Source organism: Providencia sp. 21OH12SH02B-Prov, from assembly GCF_027362595.1.
GTDB classification, from domain to species: domain Bacteria; phylum Pseudomonadota; class Gammaproteobacteria; order Enterobacterales; family Enterobacteriaceae; genus Providencia; species Providencia zhejiangensis.
In genome coordinates this window covers 4,254,629-4,275,097 of the sequence record NZ_CP114796.1, presented here as the reverse complement: position 1 = coordinate 4,275,097, position 20,469 = coordinate 4,254,629, and the positions used below count along the sequence as shown (strand labels likewise).

The window sequence follows — 20,469 nt, the reverse complement described above, 5'->3', positions numbered from 1 at the left end:
GCCGATGTTCTTTTCGTTAAATTAATTATTTTTGTTGTTTTAAAAATATCTCAGCAAATAGTTTTGGCGTATTGCTGAATGCATCTAAAGTACTACCTGCCATATGCGGTGTGATGGTCACATTGTCTAATAAATAAAATTCGCTCTCCTCTTTTAATGGCTCATCATCAAAGGTATCGATAGCGGCACCCATAATGCGTTTTTCTTTGAGTGCTTGCAGCAAATCACGCTCATTAATTAAACCTGAACGCGCGGTATTCACTATTACGGCGGTGGGTTTCATTAATTTAAAGTGTTTTTCGTTGATCAAGTTTTGTGTTTCTGGGGATAAACGTGCGTGTAGCGAAATAATGTCGGCAACTTTAACCAAATCTTCAAGTGAATCAACTTTGGTGTAACCGTCAACAGCGTCAACGTATTTATCGTAAAATATGACGTTGGTATCAAAGCCTTTAAGGAATTTAGCCACCAGTTGAGCAATATGGCCAAAGCCAACTAACCCAATGGTTTTTCCACCAATTTCTGGGATCACATCCGCGTTGACGAAATCTTTACGCCAATATTTATCCTTCAATGCATCATGTGCACGTGCAATATTACGTGTTTCAGCCAACATCATGCCAACCGTAAATTCAGCCACACTGCGTGCATTACGCCCTGGTGTATTCATTACCTTAATGCCTTTGTTCTCGGCATATTCTTTATTGATATTTTCAATGCCACCACGCAATACACCGATATATTTCAGTTTTGGTAGTTTATCGATTACTGCTTTATTCACAGGGGCGAACTGGGTGATCACTAACTCAACATCTTGTAAATCCGCATATAAATCCGCTGGTAAAATCACCGCTTCCGCACCGTGTTGCTCAACTTGCAAGTTATCTTCTTGCAGTTTTTCAATAGAAGGGTGTGCCCACTGACGAATGATAACCTCATAACCTTGTTGGCGTAGCTTTTCTAGCCCAGCCTCCATGGTTGGTTTATCAATAAATAGATCTGCAATTGCCAGACATTTCATGTTGTTCTCCAAAATTTTTTGTTGCCCTATGGGCTTAGCGCATTAACATCCCACCAGTCACATCAATGGTTGCTCCCGTCATATAACTGGCTTTTTCTGAAACCAAGAACACCCCAATATCCGCGATTTCAGCAGGGGAGGCGACACGCCCAACAGGAATTCGATTCAGATAATATTGTGGGTCTTTCTCTAGGTTGCCGCGGATCATTTCAGTATCCATAATGCCAACTGCAATGTTGTTAACATTAATGCCTTGTTTGGCAACCTCACGCGCCAGTGATATTGAAAAGGCGACTAAGCCCGCTTTACTGGCGGCGTAGTGTGAGTGACCAGTCGTTGAACCATGAAACGCTGCTTGCGAGGTAATGTTGAGCACTGAGCCAGTGATTTGCTTATTTGAACATTGATTGATAAATAATTGGCTTAAATGGAAAACGGATTTTAGGTTGATGTTCATCACGTTATCCCACTCTTCCAGTGTAATATCTGCGACCATCCCTGTCGGCCAAATACCTGCATTATTAATCAGGATATCGAATTGTTTGAAATGGGTGAGCCCCTGCTCAAATAATGCATCAATCTCTTGGCTGTCGCCTAAGTTGGTTCGGATAGCAACTACCTCAGTCCCATCTAAACCATTTAGCGCCTCAACTAGCGCTAATGCGGCTTCTGGGTGGCTACGATAAGTAAAGCAGACGTTAACGCCTTCTTTTACCAGCGATTGCACCAGCTCACGTCCTAGTCCAGTCGCCCCACCAGTGACCAGCGCATTTTTACCGTGTAAATTGAGTTCCATGATCAACTAACTCCTTATTTAAGCATCAATGGTTTGCTGGGGGTTATGTGATTTCCATGTCGGTTGCATATCATCTAACATGCGTTTGTACATGGCGTATTTTTTGGCATAAACCGCTTGTTTATCCGTTTGTGGATGGATCACTTCAGACACTTTTACCATCGCATCACAAGCCGCAAAAACATCGGGGAAATAGCCTTCCATCACCGCTGCGGTCATGGCGGCACCAAGGGTACCGTGCTCTTTCACATCGACGATTTCTAATTGGCTCTGGAAGATATCGGCAAAAATTTGTAGCCAAACGGGTGAGTGAGTAATACCGCCCGCGATGCGGATCACATTGCTCAACTGTGGATTAATACGGCGCAGCCGCTCGACATGATAAAGGTGACTGAATGCAACTCCTTCATAGATAGCACGGAGGAAGTGAGCGCGTTGATGGAAACTGGTGACACCAACAAAACCGGCAGTGGCATCTGGAATGGTGTTGGAACCAAAAACAAACGGGAAGAACATCAATTGGCTTTCATCTGGCGTGGTGGAAGCCACTAATTGGTTACACAGTTCACACACTGAACTGCCTTTGGCTTCTTCAAGCTGCTTATCTGCCGCCATAAATTGGGTGATAAACCACTCTAAATTACTGGCAGATGTCGGGCTGGCTTCAGTAATTTGCCAACGATTTTCCATCGGGTAAATCGACGTCATAAACAAATCTTTATCAACCACCGGTTTGTCGGTGACGTATTCGTTGATGCTCCAGGTTCCTGCAACAATCGCCAATTTGTTGATTTGGTTGATACCTGAAGCCAATGACGAAGCGGAAATATCAAAGATGCCACCTGAAACTGGCGTGCCTGCTTTAAGGCCAGTCAGTGCAGCGATTTCTTCTGTGATACGGCCACAACAATCAGTTGATAGCTTGATTGGCGGTAGTTTATCTTTCCACGATAGCCCACCCCAGAAAGCGAGTAGTTCATTGTCGTAGCAACGATCGCGTACGTTAATCAAGTTAGTACCTGAGATGTCGGTCAGCTCTTGTGTGGCTTCACCCGTCAAATAAAAGCGGATCAGATCTTTCACCATAAAGATGTAACGCGCCTTTTCTAGTGTTTCAGGTTCATTATCTTGCAGCCAAGCGAGTAGGGCGACAGGTTGGCCTGCCCAAATCGATTGCATGGTTTTAGGTAGAATTTCACTTTCGAATTTAGGTGATTGATACCATTGTTCAACATATTTTTTGGCACGATTATCTGTTGAAATAATGCCATTACGAGTGGGTTTTCCCTGCTCATCAACTAAATAGAGACCATTGCCATGACCGGTTACTGAGATGCCAATAATATCGGCAGCATCAATAACTGATTTTTTAAGTACCTCTTTGATAACGAGTAAATTAGATTGCCATAACTCCTCAATATCCCTTTCAGTAAAAAAGGGTTTTGGGGTGATCATCCGAGTGGTATTGGACGCAATAGCCAGTACTTGGCCTTCGAGGTTATAGATAGCAGCCTTGGTCACAGTGCCGCCATTATCAATTCCTAAGATATATTTTTTCATGGAACTCCTCTAACCCTTCATATTTCGCACCACAGCGTCGTTGGCTGTATTTGGCTACCCGAGTCACATACTTATGTATGCTCCCTGGGATATCCTCATTTACCGCCTAGCTGTAGCACGAACTATTTTGGGTGGCTGTTACACCACAGATATTTCATACAACAGCTCTATTGTTTTATGTTGAATCGCTGTAGAGCGTATATTTTGGGTTTATCATTATTTTAATTATTTGAGTTGTAATGGTGTTGGCGTAGGGTTTACAACTCAAACTTTAATTACCACAATGTATGTTCACTGGTGGTAATGCCGTTAAAACCGGTATAAAAAATCTTTTCAACTAAGTATTTTCGTTTAACAAAGCCACCTGCAATAAATTGCGTATTGGCTTGGTTAAAACTGCGTTTTAATAAATCAAAACAGGTACAAGCATATTCAGCAGGTAATAACTCGATCGCATCGACATCCACGGAATAGTTTTTGACCATATTACTGGCCTGTTCTAGTGAGCGTGAATCAACGAGTAATACGCGAAAGATGGTGTCTAACCCTTCTTTTTTTGCGTAACGTAGGGCGGTAAAATTTGATGAAATAACACCATCCACCTTATAAAAATTCTTTAATACGGTGACGCCAGCTTGGTCAGGTTTAAATCCACCTAATAACTCCAAATGGACTAACACCTTTTTTCCCGCTTTATGGCATTTCCCAATCATCGACTGTAAATTGCCGATATCGGCGTCCGGCAATAAGATATATTCAGAGTGGCTAGCAAGTGCGCGCTCGAAATATTTATAGTTGCGAACCGATGGGATGATGGTGTTATTTAAATTCATGCTAATAATTCCTAATTTTTATTTTGATAGAGCGCAAATGCCTCTTCAGGTGATGCACCGAGATGGATGATAGCGTTAAGGCCAGCCACCATCGCGACAGGGTTAGGGTCTTGAGTGATGTTACGGCCGACAGCAACGCCTTTGGCTCCCATCTTCATACAGTGTTCAACAAATTTGAAATAACTCAGTGTATCGGTTTTTGGTCCACCGAGTGCTAAAACCGGTACCATTGATGCTTCGACAATCAAATAGTCGTCTGGTGTGCCAGAAAAACGTGTTTTGATGATATCTGCCCCTAACTCAACCGCAATACGCGCAGAGTCAGCAATCACTTTGGCTTCATTGGATTCAGGGCTCGTGACTGCATAGCCGTATGGCAGTGATTCAACGATAAATGGCATATTCCATTGCTCAGCTTGTTTGACCAATCTTGCCGTCATAGCGTGAGTTTTCTCTTCATTAAATGCGCCCGGGAAGGTCATGCATACCATGCCATCAGCACCTATTTTCAGTGCTTCTTCGGCACCAAAAACTTGTTGGGTATCAGGCACGCTGTTGTCATACACATTTACCGTAGAATCAACACGTAGCACGATTGAAACATCATTAAAGGCATCTGCATAGTTTCTTGCCATACCATAAGTGATTAAGGCGCAATCTAAACCGTTAGCAGCCAGTTCAGGCATTTTCTTGATGGTGTTATCGATGCCAGCAGTTTTGGTGGAGAAAAAATAACCGTCGAGTGCCAGTGTGACGGACTTACCATCTTTTGCAAAAATTTTGGATAAACGGCGTTGTTTAGACATAATATTTCCTTTATAAAAAATAAAAAAAGCCCTCAGAGACCGTTTTGATCTCTGAGGGCTTTCAGTTCACTGACCCTGTGGTTTTCTGTTTTTCTTTTCGGCTTAGAAAAATAGAAAACCTAATCGGTATTTGATGACTTCTTTTTCATACTGATAGGTAATTTTCTTATTAGATGATTTTAATCGGAAAATTAATCTGTCAGTCAGTTTATTAAAGTTAGCTGGGTGTAAATTAACTAAGTTTAATAAACTGGGTATGGTTATTATCTCTACCATACCCAAGTTTGCGTTGTCTAATGGATGTTGCAAAATTGTGATAAGTGTCGCGTTAAACTTTTTGACATATCATCAAAAATGGTGTGAAAGCCGTTGCTAAAGGGGCAAATATGCCAACAACCATCCCAGCTACAGAGCTTTTCCTTGAAGCTGGCGTATTGTTTGCGCTAGGTAAAGCGGCGAACACCGGTGGTGTTGTAACGTCAGGTTTAGAAATGCGCAAAATGCGGCTTGTATGGGTTGGAAAGCTGAGAAGGTTGATGCGCGTTTGCATCATATTATGTTAGATATCCATAACCACTGCGTCGAGTTCGGTGGTGAAGCCAAACAAACTAATTATATGCAAGGCGCAAGTGCAAGGCGCAAACATTGCGGGCTTTGTTAAAGTCGCAGATGCAATGCTTGCACAGGGTATTTTGTAATTATTTAGTTTAAACATACGCGAAAGGGCGGAGATAACAGTAATATACGCCCTTCGTCGTTATGTTTTAATACAGGGATAAATATCGAATCGATGATTTTTGGTTATGACCGCGGAAGGGGCTTTTTGACCAGCAAGGGGCTCAGCATAATCAGGTCGCTTCACCACGACACGACGTTTAGCTAAGGCTAAAGCGGGAGCAAGTAAAGCGTCAGCATCCTCATCAGCACCGACTAATGATTGAAAAACCCGCATTTCCTTTTTGACTAATGCACTCTTTTGCCGATGAGGGTACATCGGATCGAGATAAACCACATCGGGGGATGTTGTGATATCTGCTAATGCAGTAATACTCGAGGCATGGATCAGTGACATGCGTTGTTGTAGCCATTCTCCAATCTCACTGTCTTGGTAGCCACGTTGCAGTCCATCGTCCAAAAGTGCAGCAACCACAGGATGGCGCTCAAACATTTTTACATGGCAGCCTAGTGCAGCGAGCACAAAAGCATCTCGGCCAAGCCCAGCCGTTGCATCAATGACATTGGGCAAATAGTCTTTTTTGATGCCAACCGCTTTTGCTACCGCTTCACCACGCCCTCCACCAAACTTACGTCGATGGGCCATGGCACCAGAAACAAAATCGACAAAAATTCCACCCAGTTTGGGTTCATCTAATTTGCGTAGTTGCAAGTTTTCAGGCGTGAGAACGAGCGCCATAACGGCATCAGCGCAATGAGCAAGTTGCCATTTATCCGCAAGTTGAGAAAGGGTGCCTTGGTCGGCACCCTCTTCACAGATCAACTGGATCTTGATGTGATCAGCCATCGATACCATAGCTCTTCAACATCGCATCTAATTCAGGTTTACGACCGCGGAAACGCTCAAACAGTACCATTGGCTCCTCTGAGCCACCACGGCTCAGAATATTATCGAGGAATGATTGCCCTGTTTCTCGGTTAAAAATGCCTTCTTCTGCGAAGCGTGAATAAGCATCGGCTGCTAATACATCGGCCCATAGGTAGCTGTAATAACCCGCCGCATAACCTCCAGCAAAAATATGGCTAAAGGCATGTGGGAAACGGCTCCACTCAGGTGATGGTACAACCGCAACTTTTTCTTTGACCGCGTAAAGGGTTGGCATGACTTGCGCGCCTTTCGCAGGGTCATATTCAGCGTGTAAACGGAAATCAAACAAGCCAAATTCTAACTGGCGTAGTACAAACATTGCCGATTGATAGTTTTTGGCAGCTAACATGCTGTCGAGCATTTCACGTGGTAATGGTTCACCTGTTTCATAATGCCCAGAAATAAACTCTAGCGCTTCAGGTTCCCAGCACCAGTTTTCCATAAACTGACTAGGCAGTTCCACTGCATCCCATGGCACACCGTTAATACCCGCAACGTCAGCCACATCGATTTTTGTCATCATATGATGCAAACCATGACCAAATTCATGGAATAGGGTGATCACTTCATCATGGGTAAACAGAGCAGGTTTATCGCCAAGTGGTTTATTAAAGTTACAAGTTAAATAAGCAACAGGATTTTGCAATGAGCCATCTTTGTGAACCATTCTTCCTGCACAATCATCCATCCATGCCCCGCCACGTTTGTGTTCACGTGCATAGAGGTCTAGGTAGAAGCTACCGCGCAGGGTATGGGTATCATCATACAGTTCGAAGAAACGCACATCGGGATGCCATGTTTCAACGTCTTTGCGCTCTTTGGCGGTTAACCCATAAATACGATGAACGACTTCAAATAAGCCTTCAATCACACGTTGTTCAGGGAAATAGGGGCGCAGTTGCTCATCACTGAGAGAGAATTTGTATTGTTTCTGTTTTTCACTGTAATAAGCGAGATCCCAAGATTCCAGCTTCTCAACACCATAATGTTCTTTAGCGAATGCCGTTAATTCTGCTAATTCATTTTTACCTTGTTGATGTGCTCGATCAGCCAAATTCGTTAAGAAATCCAATACTTGTTCTGGCGATTCAGCCATTTTCGTTGCGAGTGATTTTTCAGCAAAGTTTTTAAAACCAAGTAATTGCGCAAGTTCATGACGTAGTGCCATCAACTCATCGATAAGTTCACTGTTATCCCATTTTCCCGCATTTGGGCCTTGATCTGATGCGCGAGTGCTGTAGGCATAACTCATTTCACGGCGTAATTCCGCGTTATCAGCATAAGTCATCACTGGCAAATAACTTGGCATATCTAGGGTGAGTAAATAGCCTTCTTCGCCCTTGGACTCCGCCATCGCTTTTGCTGCGGCAATAGCGCTTTCCGGCATACCAGCCAGTTCGTTTTGATCTTTAATTAATTTTGTCCAACCCATTGTCGCATCAAGGACATTGTTGCTGAATTTAGAGGCAATTTCTGACAAACGTGCCACGATTTCGCCATAGCGTTGTTGTTTCTCAGGCGGCAGACCAATACCCGATAACTCAAAATCGCGTAGGGTATTTTCAATTGATTTTTTCTGCGGTTGGCTGAGTGAAGCGAAATGAGCACTGTCTTTCAGTGATTTATATGCCTGATATAGCGGCTCATGTTGGCCCATCCAAGTACTAAACTCAGAGAGCAGCGGTAGACATTTTTCATAAGCTTCACGTAGCTCTGGGCTATTTTTAACGGAATGAAGGTGCCCAACGGGTGACCACACACGGGAAAGTTTATCGCTTGCTTCTTCAAGAGGCTGACATAGGTTATCCCAAGTGTATTGATTGTTAGCTGACAGGATATTTTCGACAGTTTGACGATATTCAGTCAGAACTTGTTGAACCGCAGGAAACACATGCTCAGGTTCAATTTTAGCAAAATGAGGTAGTACAGAATCGGTTAATAATGGGTTTGTCATATAAACATCCTGTGATAGCAGGCTTGCGCTCGTAGGCCAAGGCTTACTGTAGTGACAATAAGTTAAACGGCTGACCCTCAGCTTAACGAAAGCAGCACGCCACTGTGAATATGTAAAATTATATGGGGGCGGAAATGAAAACCTCAATACACGATAGCGTTTTTTGTGCTTAATATTTATCAATAAATGTGACTATTTTATTCACTAAGCTTTGGAAAACAGACTATTCGGGCTATAATCGAGCTTCTACAGAAAGGAAGATCGTCGTCTCCGGTGAGGCGGCTGGATTTCAAATCCAGTTGGGGCTGCCAGCAGTCCCGGGCAGGTTCGACTCCTGTGATCTTCCGCCACTCAAGTTCAATGCACCTCCACTAAAATCAATTAACCCCCATTAAATTCAACAGATAAAGTCTATTATCATCAACTCGGTTCTACTCATATCACCCAATTAGGGCTGTTTGTTAGGAAGGCATTTAGATATGGTCTATTTTGCACCCCGAAATTCTTATTCCGCGTTCTTAATAGCTCAAGAGTTGCCATATTTTCTAAAAAATTTAGCAGGTTACACTGATAATGTGATCACCAAAACTGCGACTAAAATTATTTTGCTAACGGCTGTTCGACCGCAAGAACTCCGCTTTGCCCATTGGCAGGATATTGATTTAGAAAAAGGAATTTGGGAGATACCTGCTGAAGTCATGAAAATGAAGCGAGCGCATGTTGTACCGTTATCAAAACAGCCGAACGAGCTATGTAATTCACTTAAGCCGTTATCAGGACATTATGAACTCGTATTTATAGGTCGTAACGACCATAGAAAGCCGATCAGCAAAGAAAGCGTGAATCAGGTTATTGAGTTGCTGGGATATAAAGAAAGGCTAACAGGGTACGGCTTCCCGACACAATGAGTACGATTCTGCATGAAAAGGGATTTCATTCAGCATGGATTGAAACCTAGCTTGCACATATCGATAAGAATGCGATCCGTGGTACGTATAATCACGCTTAGTATATGAAAAGGTGCAGGGAAATGATGTAGTGGTATGCCGATTAAATGGGGGAGTTGGAGGGAAGTTTGGATAATGTGGCCAGTGTGAGTTTTAAGTCATGATTGGTCGTCTTTACTTATAGATATAAAGACGACCATATTTATTAGAGATTGCAAATAATATTTAATATATTATTTATTCTTAACATTATGGTTTATTTATAATGTTGTTGAATCTTTTGCACAGTCGCAAACCCACGTTTTGCTTCTTTCTCGGCAATTTCAACAGACAAACCAATGTAAGCTCGAGGGTCTAACATTTCTTTGATTTCATCATTGCTAAATGTGGCTGAAATGATCTCATTCTTAGTTAAGTTCGTATAAAAATCCTCACCATCAGCAGCGGTTTTAATCGCTTCGTCATAGAGTAGTGAGTGAGCTTTATCTTTACCCAATTTTTCAGCCATTTTCATCATAACGTATTCAGTATTATCTAATCCTTTATTTCTGAGGGCGTTATGTAGCATTCTTTCTTCATGAGGCACAATAGTTCTAGACAGCTCTTCGGTTCTCAACAAGATCTCCGTAGTGAGCTCTAATGCTTCTTCAATTAGGCCATCAAACAGCATGTATGAACTGCTATCCCCTTCATATGGTCTTACCGCAGAGTACATACCCACACTTGGCAAGGAATACAATTTCTGTGAGTTAGCAATGATCCCTTTGGCTAATTTAGGGTTAATTTTATGTGGCATGGTACTGCTACCCACGGTGCCTTTAGTAAACCCTTCAGAAACCTCAGCGATTTCTTCCAATGTTGTGCTATAAACTTCTTCACCAATCTTATGACAGATGTTAGCCATCAACGCTAAGTTAGCCATATATTCTAATTTATGGGTACTAAGGTTTCTTGATGGTACTTCCATCGCTTCCATGCCCACTAACTCGGCAACTCTTTTTTGTACCTTTAAGCCGACACCCGGCATTGAGTTAAATGCCCCAACAGCACCACCCATCATGATAGTAAATACACGCTTTTCACATTCTTGCATGCGTTGATAACAATCAATGAAATCACTGATCCAGACAGAAACCTTATATCCATAGGTAATCGGGATCGCATGGCGGCCATGGGTTCTTCCTGGCATTACCATCGATTTGGTTTTCAATGCTAAATTAGATAAGTTTTCAATGATCTCGCCTAACAGCAACATAAACTTATGATGTACCGTCTTCATCATATACAGCTGTGAACTCTGCTGTATATTCTGCGTGGTAATTCCATAATGGATATATTTACCGCTCTCTTCGGAACAAGCATTTACCAGTACTTTTAAAAAAGGTACAAAGCCATGACCGATTTTTTGATAAATACGGTTCATTTCTTCGAAATCAATATTTTCGATGACGGCTTTTTCTTTAATTTCATCCGCTGCTGATTGAGGAATAAAACCAAGTTCGGCCTGAGCCTGAGCTAGCATTGATTCAAACATTAACCAAGTTGAATATTTGGCTTCATTCGATAACAGGTCTTTTATTCCACGGTCATCAATCGTTTTACTTTTAGAATCGTATAACGCTCTCATTTTGTATCCCTTCTTTATTTCTTCATTGCTTCATCAACAGCATTACGAACAAACTCAACTTTTGGACCATAGACAACATGGACATGGTTTGCCGATGGGAAGAAGAATGCAGTACAACCAGATTCCAACATTAACTCTTTATCAATTTGATTCACTTCTGCGACGTCAATACGCATACGGGTAATACAGTTATCAACATTACGAATATTTTGTTTACCGCCTAAAGCGTTAATCAGTTTTTCTGCAATCTCGCCATAGCGTTTTTCTTTAATTAAGGTATTTTTCAAATTACTTGATTCTTCTCTGCCTGGTGTTTTGATATCAAATTTGATGATCGCCCAGTAGAAGATAAAGTAAGTTACAACAGCTAAACAGCTTCCAATAATAACTAAGAAGATCCAGTTCGTGTGTTCATACAGCAAGCCAAAGATAGTAAAGTCAAACACCGTTCCTCGGATATAGCCGATTGCAACACCTGCTAAAGAGAGTAAAACTGCACCAATACCAACAATGATTGCATAAACTAAATATAAAAGAGGTGCGATAAAGACGAAGGTAAATTCTAATGGTTCGGTCACGTTACCTAACATGGCTGTTAAGACCATGGTCACCAGCATTGATTTAACTTCAGCACGGTTCTCTTTTTTGGATGTCTTATAGATGGCTAAGGCAATAGCAGGGAATAAGAACAAGGTCACTAACATCTGCTGTTGAGCCATAAAACGAGTCAGGCTTGGCATCATCGCCCAGTATTCACTGTTTGGTCCTTGTTTGAATAACACTTCCGTCATGGCAGGAACAACACCGACAAACGTCTGTCCATCAATAACGTAAGAGCCACCTGCTTCTGTAAATCTAAATAAAACGTTCCAAACATGGTGTAAGCCAAATGGAATAAAGAGTCGTTCACCACCCGCAGTAAAGAATGGTCCGACAGGGCTGAGGATCACGGCGGATAATTTCATCAAGCCAAGAACCAAAATTTCCCAAATAAAAGGTAAGACAGCACCCACTGCGATCATTAAACCAATCATAATAATCGAGACAGATTTTTTACCTGAGAAGAAGGCAAATGCAGTCGGTAACTCAAGGTTATAGAATTTATCGGTCGCCCAAGCAGCAATTAATCCAGTGATTATCCCGCCTGCGGCGCTAATATTCATGGTTTGTAGGTCGTGTATTCAATATAGAGATCATCATAATAGGTAGTATTCGCGTTCAATGAATGTACCGATGATTTTGTCATGCATTTCAGGTGACTTCGAGTAACCTAACGTCTTACGGTTAAGGCGCTTCAAGCGGTTTCTCAGGTTCAAATTCTCTCTTTCTATTCGTTGCGTATAAAACTTACTTACCACATGTTTCTGCTTGGGCAATATCTCATAAGCACTGAACTTATCCGTGCACCAAAAAGCCACATTAAACCTAGACAGTAAAGCCAGTAACTGGTGAAGAGTCCTTTTGTTTCGACGACCAAACGTATGAGCAATTATCCGTTTTAGGCGGGGCTCCCACGCATACCAAAGCCAGCGTTGTTGCTTCTTATTACCCACAAAAGACCACTGTTCATCGACTTCGCAAAGGAGTTCAATGTGCAGATTATCAAGGGGTAAAGAGGTTACCTGCTTCGGCGAGAGTTTTTTAAAGTGCGAACAACCGCATTAATGCTGATATGAAGGGCTCTAGCGGTATCACGAATACCGGCATTATTCATCGTTAGGTCGATAATTTTATCTTTGGTACCGGGCTGGCAGGCACGATATTCATAGTCGAGTTGGAAGCTTCGGCAGCAGTCTTGACAACGATAACGTTGATGACCTGTACTCCCTAGGCCATGTTTTTTCACTGAGGGAGTTTGTTGACAAAATGGGCACCTTACATCGACTTTAGCCATGAATATTCTCCGATAAATTACCCTATATTACAGATTAATCACCAGATTGAATACATGACCAAATTAAGATTCGTGGATTACTTGTCGCCGAAGCTTGTACAGTGAGACCCGGTGATGAAAATATCATTGTGGACTTTGGTACTATCGTCAATAAATACCTTTATATTAACCAAAAAACACCACTGGAAAATTTTAATATTCATCTAGATGACTGTGATAACAGTATCTTTAAAACAGTCGCTGTCAAATTTACAGGAACAGAGGATCCAAATTTACCGGGGCTGCTGGCAGTGGATTCTGCCAGCATGGCTTCAGGTATAGCAATTGAAATTTTAGATTATAGCGGTAAAAAAATTCCCATTAATAGCATGACGCCCGCATACAATTTAGAAAATGGTACGAATATTTTAAGTTTTAATGCGAATGTGCAAGGAGAACCTGATGCAATAAAAAATAAAAGTATTGCATTTGGCCATTTTACTGCAACCGCTGTTTTTAGTTTAATTTATGATTAGGGTATCAGTAAAAATGAAAATATTATTATTACTCCTCGTAACCTCATTATTTTCCCCTTCCATTTTTGCATTTCAATGCAGAACAAATGGTGGTCAAGAATTTCGTGGCGGAACACAGAATATTTATGATGTACCTATTGATAATGATATTTTTGCTGTACCTAATCGAATTAATGAGTTTGCGGATGTGAGCGATTTCATGACTTGCCGTAACGAGGCACCTTCTGCATACGTTGATTACCTCAATGTTACAGGGGCGAGTTTAGGTCCTGCATTTAGAAATAACCCAGAATTAAAAGCCGGCGTTGTTATACGTGGTGCTTATTATTTAGCGCCATTTAGTGGTCGAGAAATTCCCGTTTTCCGTTTAACAACCGCCACTGAGCCTCTGCCAATAAAGTTATATTTACAGGTAAATGTGAGGCCAACGCCTTCCGTATTGGTGAGAAAAGGTGATCTGTTAATGACATTGGATCTCCATAAATATGCGACATTTATAAATAGCAACCAATATATTGACCATTTCTATTATAGATGGAATTTCTATTCTGGAAATGATGTGGTGGTAGGGACAGGAACTTGTGATATCAATAATAACCAAATCATTATTGTTGATTTTGAAATGGTCAATGCATCGGGTATTTCAACAGTTGGTAGCGCAAGCCGCTTTCAGCGCAATGTTGAGCTCACATACAGCTGTGAAGATAATAATCTCACCGCACCAATAAAAATGACCTTAAGCGGTGAAACCTCAACCTTTTCGTCTGATGCATTGCTCATTAGAACGGGTGATATCGGTAATCAAGGTCCTATCATGCGCGGATTAGGTGTAGAGGTTTATCATCAAGGACAACGAGTGTCGCCGATGAATGGCTCTTTCAATTCAAAAATAGAGAATGGGCGTGGCCGAGATACACTAATGTTTACGTTAGTTAAGAAACCTAATTTATCGCCAAATGAGCTAACAGAAGGGCAATTTAATTCTGCCGCGACAATTATCATGTCTACACCTTAATTATAAAAAAAGGGGCTATTATCAAATAAAAATCTCTTTTAATAACGGCTCGTTATTCCGATGGAATAATATTTATTCAAAATTAATCTGGTGTTTTTAGTGGTGAAAATAAAGCACTCGGTATTTTGACTTAAAAAGCGTTTGGGGATTTAGTCATGATTTCAGCCTATTTATTATTTTATCGGTAAGGATAGAAAACGCTTAGGTTAATTTTTATTGGCTAACGAGCTGATTATGATTCTAATATTCAGCTCGTTAAGTCGTGATTGCGATTATTTTTCTAGGCCGCGAATAATGAGTGTGAGGCCATCTAGAAAACGTTGCTCATAGTTATTGGTAAACAATATGGTTTTAGCAGCCCATGTGTATGGGTATTGATTCTTATATATTTCATTGAATTTATTTAGTTTTTCATTTATCTCATTATCATGAGAGTAGAGTGCTGCTTGTTGTTCTATGCAGCACCCCAAAATAAAATAAAATATAGTCATGGTTGAGTTTGCTGCTTTTTCTGCTGACATGCCTGATTGCATAAAGGTTTTAATCAACGCGTTATTGATACGTAATACATTATCTGAAATAACATAGGTTCCAGCGAAAACTCGCGCGCCATCTCGATGCTGTAACAAAGCGTCTCGCAATTGATGGGTAATGTTTAATAAATTAGTCTTCCAATCCTCTTCATTTAGATCACCCACCGCGACATTAGCCACAATATGGTCAGCCATGCCTTCGACTAAGGACTGTTTGTTATTGAAATGCCAATACAGTGAAGCGGCTTTGATATGCAGAGCATCGGCAAGCTTACGCATCGTCAATCCATCAATACCGTCGGTCTCTAGCAGTTGCAGTGCTGTTTCAAGTACTTGTAATCGTGTGATTTTTTGATTTTTCATAAATAATTCTCAATTATATCTTTATTCCCTAACATTGTTAGTCTAACATATTTATCTAACCTAACGTTGTTAGGTTGTCAGTATAGTTTATTTTGCCACTTGTAGGTATGCATATTGAGGTTGATGACATGGCGACTGAGGAAACTAAAAAATTTTCCAAAAAAATCTTTGGATTAACACCGTGGATAAGCGTGTTATGTATAGGCATATTAGTTGCAATTACCACGTTCAATTGGAATAGGTGGCAAAGTAATCAGCGCTATCAAGAATCAAATAATGCGTATATTAAATCAGATTCAGCAATCTTAAAGTCAAGAATGACGGGCTATATTTCACGAATCTTAGTCGATGATTATCAATATGTTCATCAAGGGGAAGTTATTGCTGAAATTAATAACCAAGAAGAGCTGTTGAATCAGAAAATTGCTAAAGCAAAGTATATAAAAGCGGAGCAACAATTTGCGAATCTTGCAGATGAAATTAAAGAGCATGACCTGACAATTGAAAAGTTATTAAACCGCTATAAGGCTGCGGGGATTGAAGTAGCACAAATGCAGCGTAGTCCTTTGTTGCGTAAGGAATTAATTAAAAGTGGAGCAATAACCTCTCAAAATCATCTTGATGCTCAATCAGATTTACAGCGATTAATAAAATTAGAGCAAGCAGCTAAAGCCGAATGGGAGCAAGCAAAACAATCTAAATTAGTATTAATGCAACAAGAAAAGATCCGTCTGGCAGAACGAGATATTGCATTAGCAAATTATCAACAAGCAGAGACGCAAATTTCGTATTCCACGATAGTGGCACCATTCGATGGCCAGTTGAATAAAATTAAGCTTAATGTAGGCAGTTTAGTCACACCGGGTACGGAAATTGTTACTGTGACACCTCGTTCTAAGCCTTATATCATTGCGCAGTTAAAAGAAACCCAACTTAAAAACGTTCAGTCAGGACAATCCGTTTCTATTGCGATTGATGCTTTTCCCGGTATGGAGTTTCGTGGTGTTGTTCGTGATATTGGTGCGCAAAGTAGTGGTGAGGCCGCATTAATTCCCGCAGATAATAGTAGCGGGAATTTTACAAAGGTGGTTCAACGGATCCCTGTTTATATTAGTTTTCTCTCAACGCAATCAAATGACATAGATAAGCTCCGCCCTGGAATGTCAGTTGTTGTGAATATTGATACGCAGAGTATGCATTCGCAAGGAAAGTAATATGTCACTAAGAATATTGCAAAATGCTAAAGAAACGAAGCCTCTTTTTGTTGTTATTTCGGTATTTCTCGGGGCTGTCTTGTCGACATTATTTGTGAGAATGTTTTCTTTGTCACTGGCCGATATTCGTGGTGTTTTTGGTTTAAGTGCGCAAGAAGGATCGTGGATTAATGTTTCATTAAATGCGGCACAGCTAATCAGCATGACGTTAACACCTTGGTTTATGGTCGTCTTGGGTGCTGAAAAAATATTAATGAGTACCAGTATTGTTCTATTAGTGAGTTTTTTGTCATTTCCATTATTAGGTGTAGATGGTCGATCACTTATTGAATTAGTATCAATTCATTTTGTCATTGGTTTCTGTTTAGGCGTGTATTTGCCGATGACAATTTCATTAGCTTTACGAAATTTACAGCCAAATGTCTGGTTGATTGTCATGGCCGCTTACAGTTTACGGGTCTCTTTAGGCATGGATGCTGGCGTCGGAATTTCAGGATCATTTATTGAAATCTTTGGCTGGCAATGGATGTATTGGGTTTGTACTTTTTTTACGTGTTTTATCTTTATATTTACATGGAAAGGTATGCCAGTAGCTGAAATTAACCGTGATATTTTAGCTAAAACGGATTGGGGAGGAATGGCGCTGAAAAGCGTCAGTTTAGTTTTACTTTATATTGGTATTGTACAAGGTGAAATGTTTGGTTGGTATGACTCTGGATTGATTGTTTCTTGTCTATTAGGAAGTGTGATTCTTTTTACTATTTTTATCGTTCGTTCATTCCTTTTTAATCAAACATTTGCTCATCCTGGTTGGCTAGCAAATCGAAACTTGTTGTTGTGCTTTATTGTTTCCTGCCTATACGGTTTTTTAATGCTAGCGAACTCTCTATTTATTCCTTCATTTTTAACGACAATCAGTGGGTTAAAACCCTATCAAATAGGAGAAGTGACTAACATTGCTTTTATCGCTTATCTCTTATTTAGCCCAATAGCAATTTGGTTGGCGCGTAGAGTTGATTCACGATTACTAATGGTGATTGGTGTAACGATTATTGGCGGTGCTAGCGTATTAGGAATGCAGGTGGATTATCAATGGCGGGTTGATGAATTCGTACCACTCATGATTATGCAGTCATTTGGCGAATGTTTAGTATTGATAGGTTTAATTGCTTCATTTGTTGTTAATATTAAGCCTCAGGATGCATTAAATTTAGGCGCATACATCTCTATTGCCAGGGTATTAATGCCGGCTATATCGGGTGCATTAATGAATACTTATTTACGGGTAGCTTTTGATGGGCATTTCGAAACTAAAAGAGCTTTTATCCAAACAGGGGAACAGAAGCTATCTTCGGCAGACACGTTCAGTGTCGTTTTATCGTTAATCAGTCGGGAGTCAAGTGTAGGTTCTTTTATCGATGGTTTTGCCATGACATTACTCATTGCAATTATGGTATTGTTTTTACTTATATTCTTAAAACCAGCGCCTGAAAATAGTATTGTGCCTGGAAAAGAATGACTCACAGGCTCGTTGTGAGAATATTATCGTAATATCGATATTGCCTCCTTATTAGGAGGCAATACTGAAATAGAGGCTTTAATTTTTACCCATCGTTAATTTAGTGATGTAATGTAAATTATCCTCATTGTTCAATTGAGCCTCGAATTTTAAATTATAAATGTTATTGTTATCATAATAATTCACCATATAGGTGAAGAACACATCCATAACGGATGGGTTATCCATTGATAGGATCAATGACTCATCATTAAAAAAAATAAAATAGTCATCACGTCCCAGATTTTTAGCAATATAATCTACCTCGGTAATATAGCCTTGAGTGGGTTGTTCGATCTTTTTTGTTACCTCTAATTTACTCGCCGAATAACCTGTAGGACTAATATAAAAATCATTTACTTTTCGACTATTTTGAGGCCTTGTAGCCTGTTCATCTGCATCAATGATCGTTAGCATCATATCAGAACCGCTTTTATGCTCGGTCGCGATAAAAAGCGATACGGCATAGGCATCAACACCTTCAAAAAGAAAAGTCAATATCTCAGGGTTTCTTGGCCCCGTCACGGTTCAGGTTAGCAAGACGGAACGGTTATCTGTCTGATTACTTGTATATCCAATAATATTTGTTACATATCCATAAAACATAGTGACCTCAACTTAAATTTAAAAAATTAGGATGTTAATATTTAATTAATAGCTATCAAATAAAAATAGCCGAATATTGAAACGAACTATCATAAAGAATAAAAGATTTTTCATTTCAATTGGCCAGTTAATGAATGAGCATAATTAACTGGCCAATTGAACCTTATAAAAATAACAGTTGGATTATCGTTTTAATCTAATATATAGCGGTAAGATTACTTTTTAAATATAACATAAGATTTGAAATGTTCTATTTATTCCCACAAAAACAATAAAATGCTTTTTAAATCTAGAGATAGATAATATAAAAGCTATAATAGTGCCTTATTTAGGCGTGAATGGTTATTTTCATATGGTCGACCACTCATAAAGAGTAAGGGCGAGTTTAATTCGTCTATTATTAATTGATTGTGTTTATTGGATGTTGATAGGAATAAAATATTTTATAATGCATAGAATGCAAGGGGCATCACTATAATGTTTAGATTTTGTTAATCTAAACATGTATATTGAATAAATACTGTTGTTTAATATAGCAACATTACAGATTATCTATCATAGATAATTCCATTATTTCTTTATGATAAATAAAAGTTAGCGCTGTTATTTATTTGGCATTAATAAAGTCAAATAATGTTAAATAACGATTAAAAAGCTATAATGAATTCGATTTACGTCCAGTATCAATGTGAATATTATATCAACGATTAATAGATACAGTCATTTTATGCTTATTAAATCAATTATCTTGCATGTTTCCATCGGTTATTGCATTTTATTGTGGAAGAAATTCGCTATTATCTCTTCTGTAAAAAACAGGTATGGTATCTCCATTCAAATATTTATATGGGCAGTTATGTTCACTTTATTGTTTGATTTTAAACGGTTGGAATTAAGTCAGCTGCTGATTTTTCATGAAATGCTCATGACACAAGGTCGTTAATCTATCTAACCTTAGACAAGATTGTTTTTTATACAGAGATTTATTTCTTCAGTTCTTGTGATGAATTTTAACTTAACTGTAGGAGGGGAGTATATGGAAGAATAACGTTATAGAATATCGCTATAAATAGCCTCATTATAATCACCATAGACTATAGATAACACTGAATCTTCTCGTTTTTCTTGTAATGCAATTCTTCCATATGAATTTTAATGAGCGATTGATCGTTTTATTCAATGACTCTTACTGACTTGTTATAACCGTAAGAGAAACATGACCAGAAGCGCTTTTAGGTATAGGATTGATAGTATCGCTCATCATTATTAGCTGATTATCTTTTTCTATTCTTGCACTGATTCCTAACTGACTTCTTAATTTATTCATTTCAGATGATAGTCTGATTTTAAATGTTAAAAAACGCCCTGATTTTTTAGTTTTAAATTGAAAATTATCGCTTGTAATACTCTCATTTTCGTTTTTACCGATTGGTGAAAGAGAAAGGGTAACCAATGAATCATTAGGGATATCAATAGATTTGGAATGAATCGTTCCCTCAATGATAGATAACTTATTATTTTTATTTTCAGTTAAGTTTTTTGTACAGCCAGACAAAAAAAAGACCAATAGCAATAAATATATTGATGATGTGAATTTGTTATTGCGGTTAATTAGTTTCATTTC

16 protein-coding genes, 1 tRNA gene and 3 pseudogenes are annotated in these 20,469 nt (G+C 39.6%); 7 read left to right on the top strand and 13 right to left on the bottom strand.

The window, feature by feature from the left end:
• Positions 1-25: 25 nt before the first annotated feature.
• The 5 genes from O7C57_RS19620 to O7C57_RS19600 all read right to left on the bottom strand — a co-directional run bounded on the left by O7C57_RS19620 (position 26) and on the right by O7C57_RS19600 (position 5,016).
• Positions 26-1,021 (bottom strand): 2-hydroxyacid dehydrogenase, encoded by a 996-nt coding sequence (locus tag O7C57_RS19620; RefSeq protein WP_196713934.1) that lies wholly within the window; start codon positions 1,019-1,021, stop codon positions 26-28.
• A gap of 34 nt (positions 1,022-1,055) precedes the next feature.
• Positions 1,056-1,817, bottom strand: a complete 762-nt coding sequence (locus O7C57_RS19615; protein ID WP_163860480.1) for an SDR family NAD(P)-dependent oxidoreductase — start codon at positions 1,815-1,817, stop codon at positions 1,056-1,058.
• 18 nt (positions 1,818-1,835) lie between these two features.
• The gene (locus O7C57_RS19610) at positions 1,836-3,377 is read right to left on the bottom strand and encodes an FGGY-family carbohydrate kinase (RefSeq protein ID WP_269723469.1); all 1,542 of its coding nucleotides are present in this window, start codon (positions 3,375-3,377) and stop codon (positions 1,836-1,838) included.
• A 275-nt stretch (positions 3,378-3,652) separates the two neighbouring features.
• A complete protein-coding gene (locus tag O7C57_RS19605) occupies positions 3,653-4,210 on the bottom strand; it encodes a glycerol-3-phosphate responsive antiterminator (RefSeq protein WP_004916012.1) in 558 nt (185 codons plus the stop codon).
• 11 nt (positions 4,211-4,221) lie between these two features.
• A complete protein-coding gene (locus O7C57_RS19600; protein ID WP_154624591.1) occupies positions 4,222-5,016 on the bottom strand; it encodes a class I fructose-bisphosphate aldolase in 795 nt (264 codons plus the stop codon).
• Between the two features lie 344 nt (positions 5,017-5,360).
• Here O7C57_RS19600 and O7C57_RS19595 point away from each other — a divergent pair.
• Positions 5,361-5,714, top strand: a pseudogene (locus O7C57_RS19595) (NADP-specific glutamate dehydrogenase); the annotation flags it as partial.
• 59 nt (positions 5,715-5,773) lie between these two features.
• Here O7C57_RS19595 and rsmJ read toward each other — a convergent pair.
• Complete coding sequence (gene rsmJ, locus O7C57_RS19590) at positions 5,774-6,538, bottom strand: 16S rRNA (guanine(1516)-N(2))-methyltransferase RsmJ (protein ID WP_196713933.1); 765 nt, start codon at positions 6,536-6,538, stop codon at positions 5,774-5,776.
• Positions 6,531-8,573 (bottom strand): oligopeptidase A, encoded by a 2,043-nt coding sequence (gene prlC / locus O7C57_RS19585; protein WP_154624688.1) that lies wholly within the window; start codon positions 8,571-8,573, stop codon positions 6,531-6,533. The genes rsmJ and prlC overlap by 8 nt, the downstream gene beginning before the upstream one ends.
• Positions 8,574-8,828: 255 nt before the next feature.
• Here prlC and O7C57_RS19580 point away from each other — a divergent pair.
• A tRNA-Sec gene (locus O7C57_RS19580) sits at positions 8,829-8,923 on the top strand.
• 165 nt (positions 8,924-9,088) lie between these two features.
• Positions 9,089-9,582, top strand: a pseudogene (locus O7C57_RS19575) (tyrosine-type recombinase/integrase); the annotation flags it as partial.
• Positions 9,583-9,776: 194 nt separating this feature from the next.
• Here O7C57_RS19575 and O7C57_RS19570 read toward each other — a convergent pair.
• The 3 genes and pseudogenes from O7C57_RS19570 to O7C57_RS19560 all read right to left on the bottom strand — a co-directional run bounded on the left by O7C57_RS19570 (position 9,777) and on the right by O7C57_RS19560 (position 13,041).
• A complete protein-coding gene (locus O7C57_RS19570) occupies positions 9,777-11,147 on the bottom strand; it encodes a class-II fumarase/aspartase family protein (RefSeq protein ID WP_154623533.1) in 1,371 nt (456 codons plus the stop codon).
• A 14-nt stretch (positions 11,148-11,161) separates the two neighbouring features.
• A pseudogene (locus O7C57_RS19565) lies at positions 11,162-12,319 on the bottom strand (PTS transporter subunit EIIC); the annotation flags it as partial.
• Between the two features lie 24 nt (positions 12,320-12,343).
• Positions 12,344-13,041 (bottom strand): IS1 family transposase gene (locus tag O7C57_RS19560; RefSeq protein ID WP_269723143.1). Its coding sequence is split into 2 segments (ribosomal slippage): positions 12,344-12,792 and positions 12,792-13,041, totalling 699 coding nucleotides; the frame shifts between segments, so codons are not numbered across the junction.
• Positions 13,042-13,142: 101 nt separating this feature from the next.
• On the opposite strand from O7C57_RS19560, the gene O7C57_RS19555 reads away from it, so the two are divergent.
• Together O7C57_RS19555 and O7C57_RS19550 are read left to right on the top strand one after the other, a co-directional pair.
• Positions 13,143-13,556 (top strand): fimbrial protein, encoded by a 414-nt coding sequence (locus tag O7C57_RS19555; protein WP_425476428.1) that lies wholly within the window; start codon positions 13,143-13,145, stop codon positions 13,554-13,556.
• A 13-nt stretch (positions 13,557-13,569) separates the two neighbouring features.
• Positions 13,570-14,571: a fimbrial protein gene (locus O7C57_RS19550; RefSeq protein ID WP_230085797.1), complete on the top strand. Its 1,002-nt coding sequence runs from the start codon at positions 13,570-13,572 to the stop codon at positions 14,569-14,571.
• Positions 14,572-14,843: 272 nt separating this feature from the next.
• On the opposite strand, the gene O7C57_RS19545 is transcribed toward O7C57_RS19550, so the two are convergent.
• Positions 14,844-15,467: a TetR/AcrR family transcriptional regulator C-terminal domain-containing protein gene (locus O7C57_RS19545; protein ID WP_269723466.1), complete on the bottom strand. Its 624-nt coding sequence runs from the start codon at positions 15,465-15,467 to the stop codon at positions 14,844-14,846.
• Positions 15,468-15,595: 128 nt separating this feature from the next.
• On the opposite strand from O7C57_RS19545, the gene O7C57_RS19540 reads away from it, so the two are divergent.
• Positions 15,596-16,681: an HlyD family secretion protein gene (locus tag O7C57_RS19540; protein ID WP_163860484.1), complete on the top strand. Its 1,086-nt coding sequence runs from the start codon at positions 15,596-15,598 to the stop codon at positions 16,679-16,681.
• Between the two features lies 1 nt (position 16,682).
• On the top strand, positions 16,683-18,200 hold the full coding sequence (locus O7C57_RS19535) for an MFS transporter (protein ID WP_154622706.1): 1,518 nt from the start codon (positions 16,683-16,685) through the stop codon (positions 18,198-18,200).
• Between the two features lie 78 nt (positions 18,201-18,278).
• Here O7C57_RS19535 and O7C57_RS19530 read toward each other — a convergent pair whose 3' ends face one another.
• Positions 18,279-18,737, bottom strand: a complete 459-nt coding sequence (locus O7C57_RS19530) for a hypothetical protein (RefSeq protein ID WP_269723465.1) — start codon at positions 18,735-18,737, stop codon at positions 18,279-18,281.
• A 1,294-nt stretch (positions 18,738-20,031) separates the two neighbouring features.
• Positions 20,032-20,466, bottom strand: coding sequence for a YbaY family lipoprotein (locus tag O7C57_RS19525; protein ID WP_163860486.1), 435 nt, complete (start codon positions 20,464-20,466; stop codon positions 20,032-20,034).
• Between the last annotated feature and the right edge of the window lie 3 nt (positions 20,467-20,469).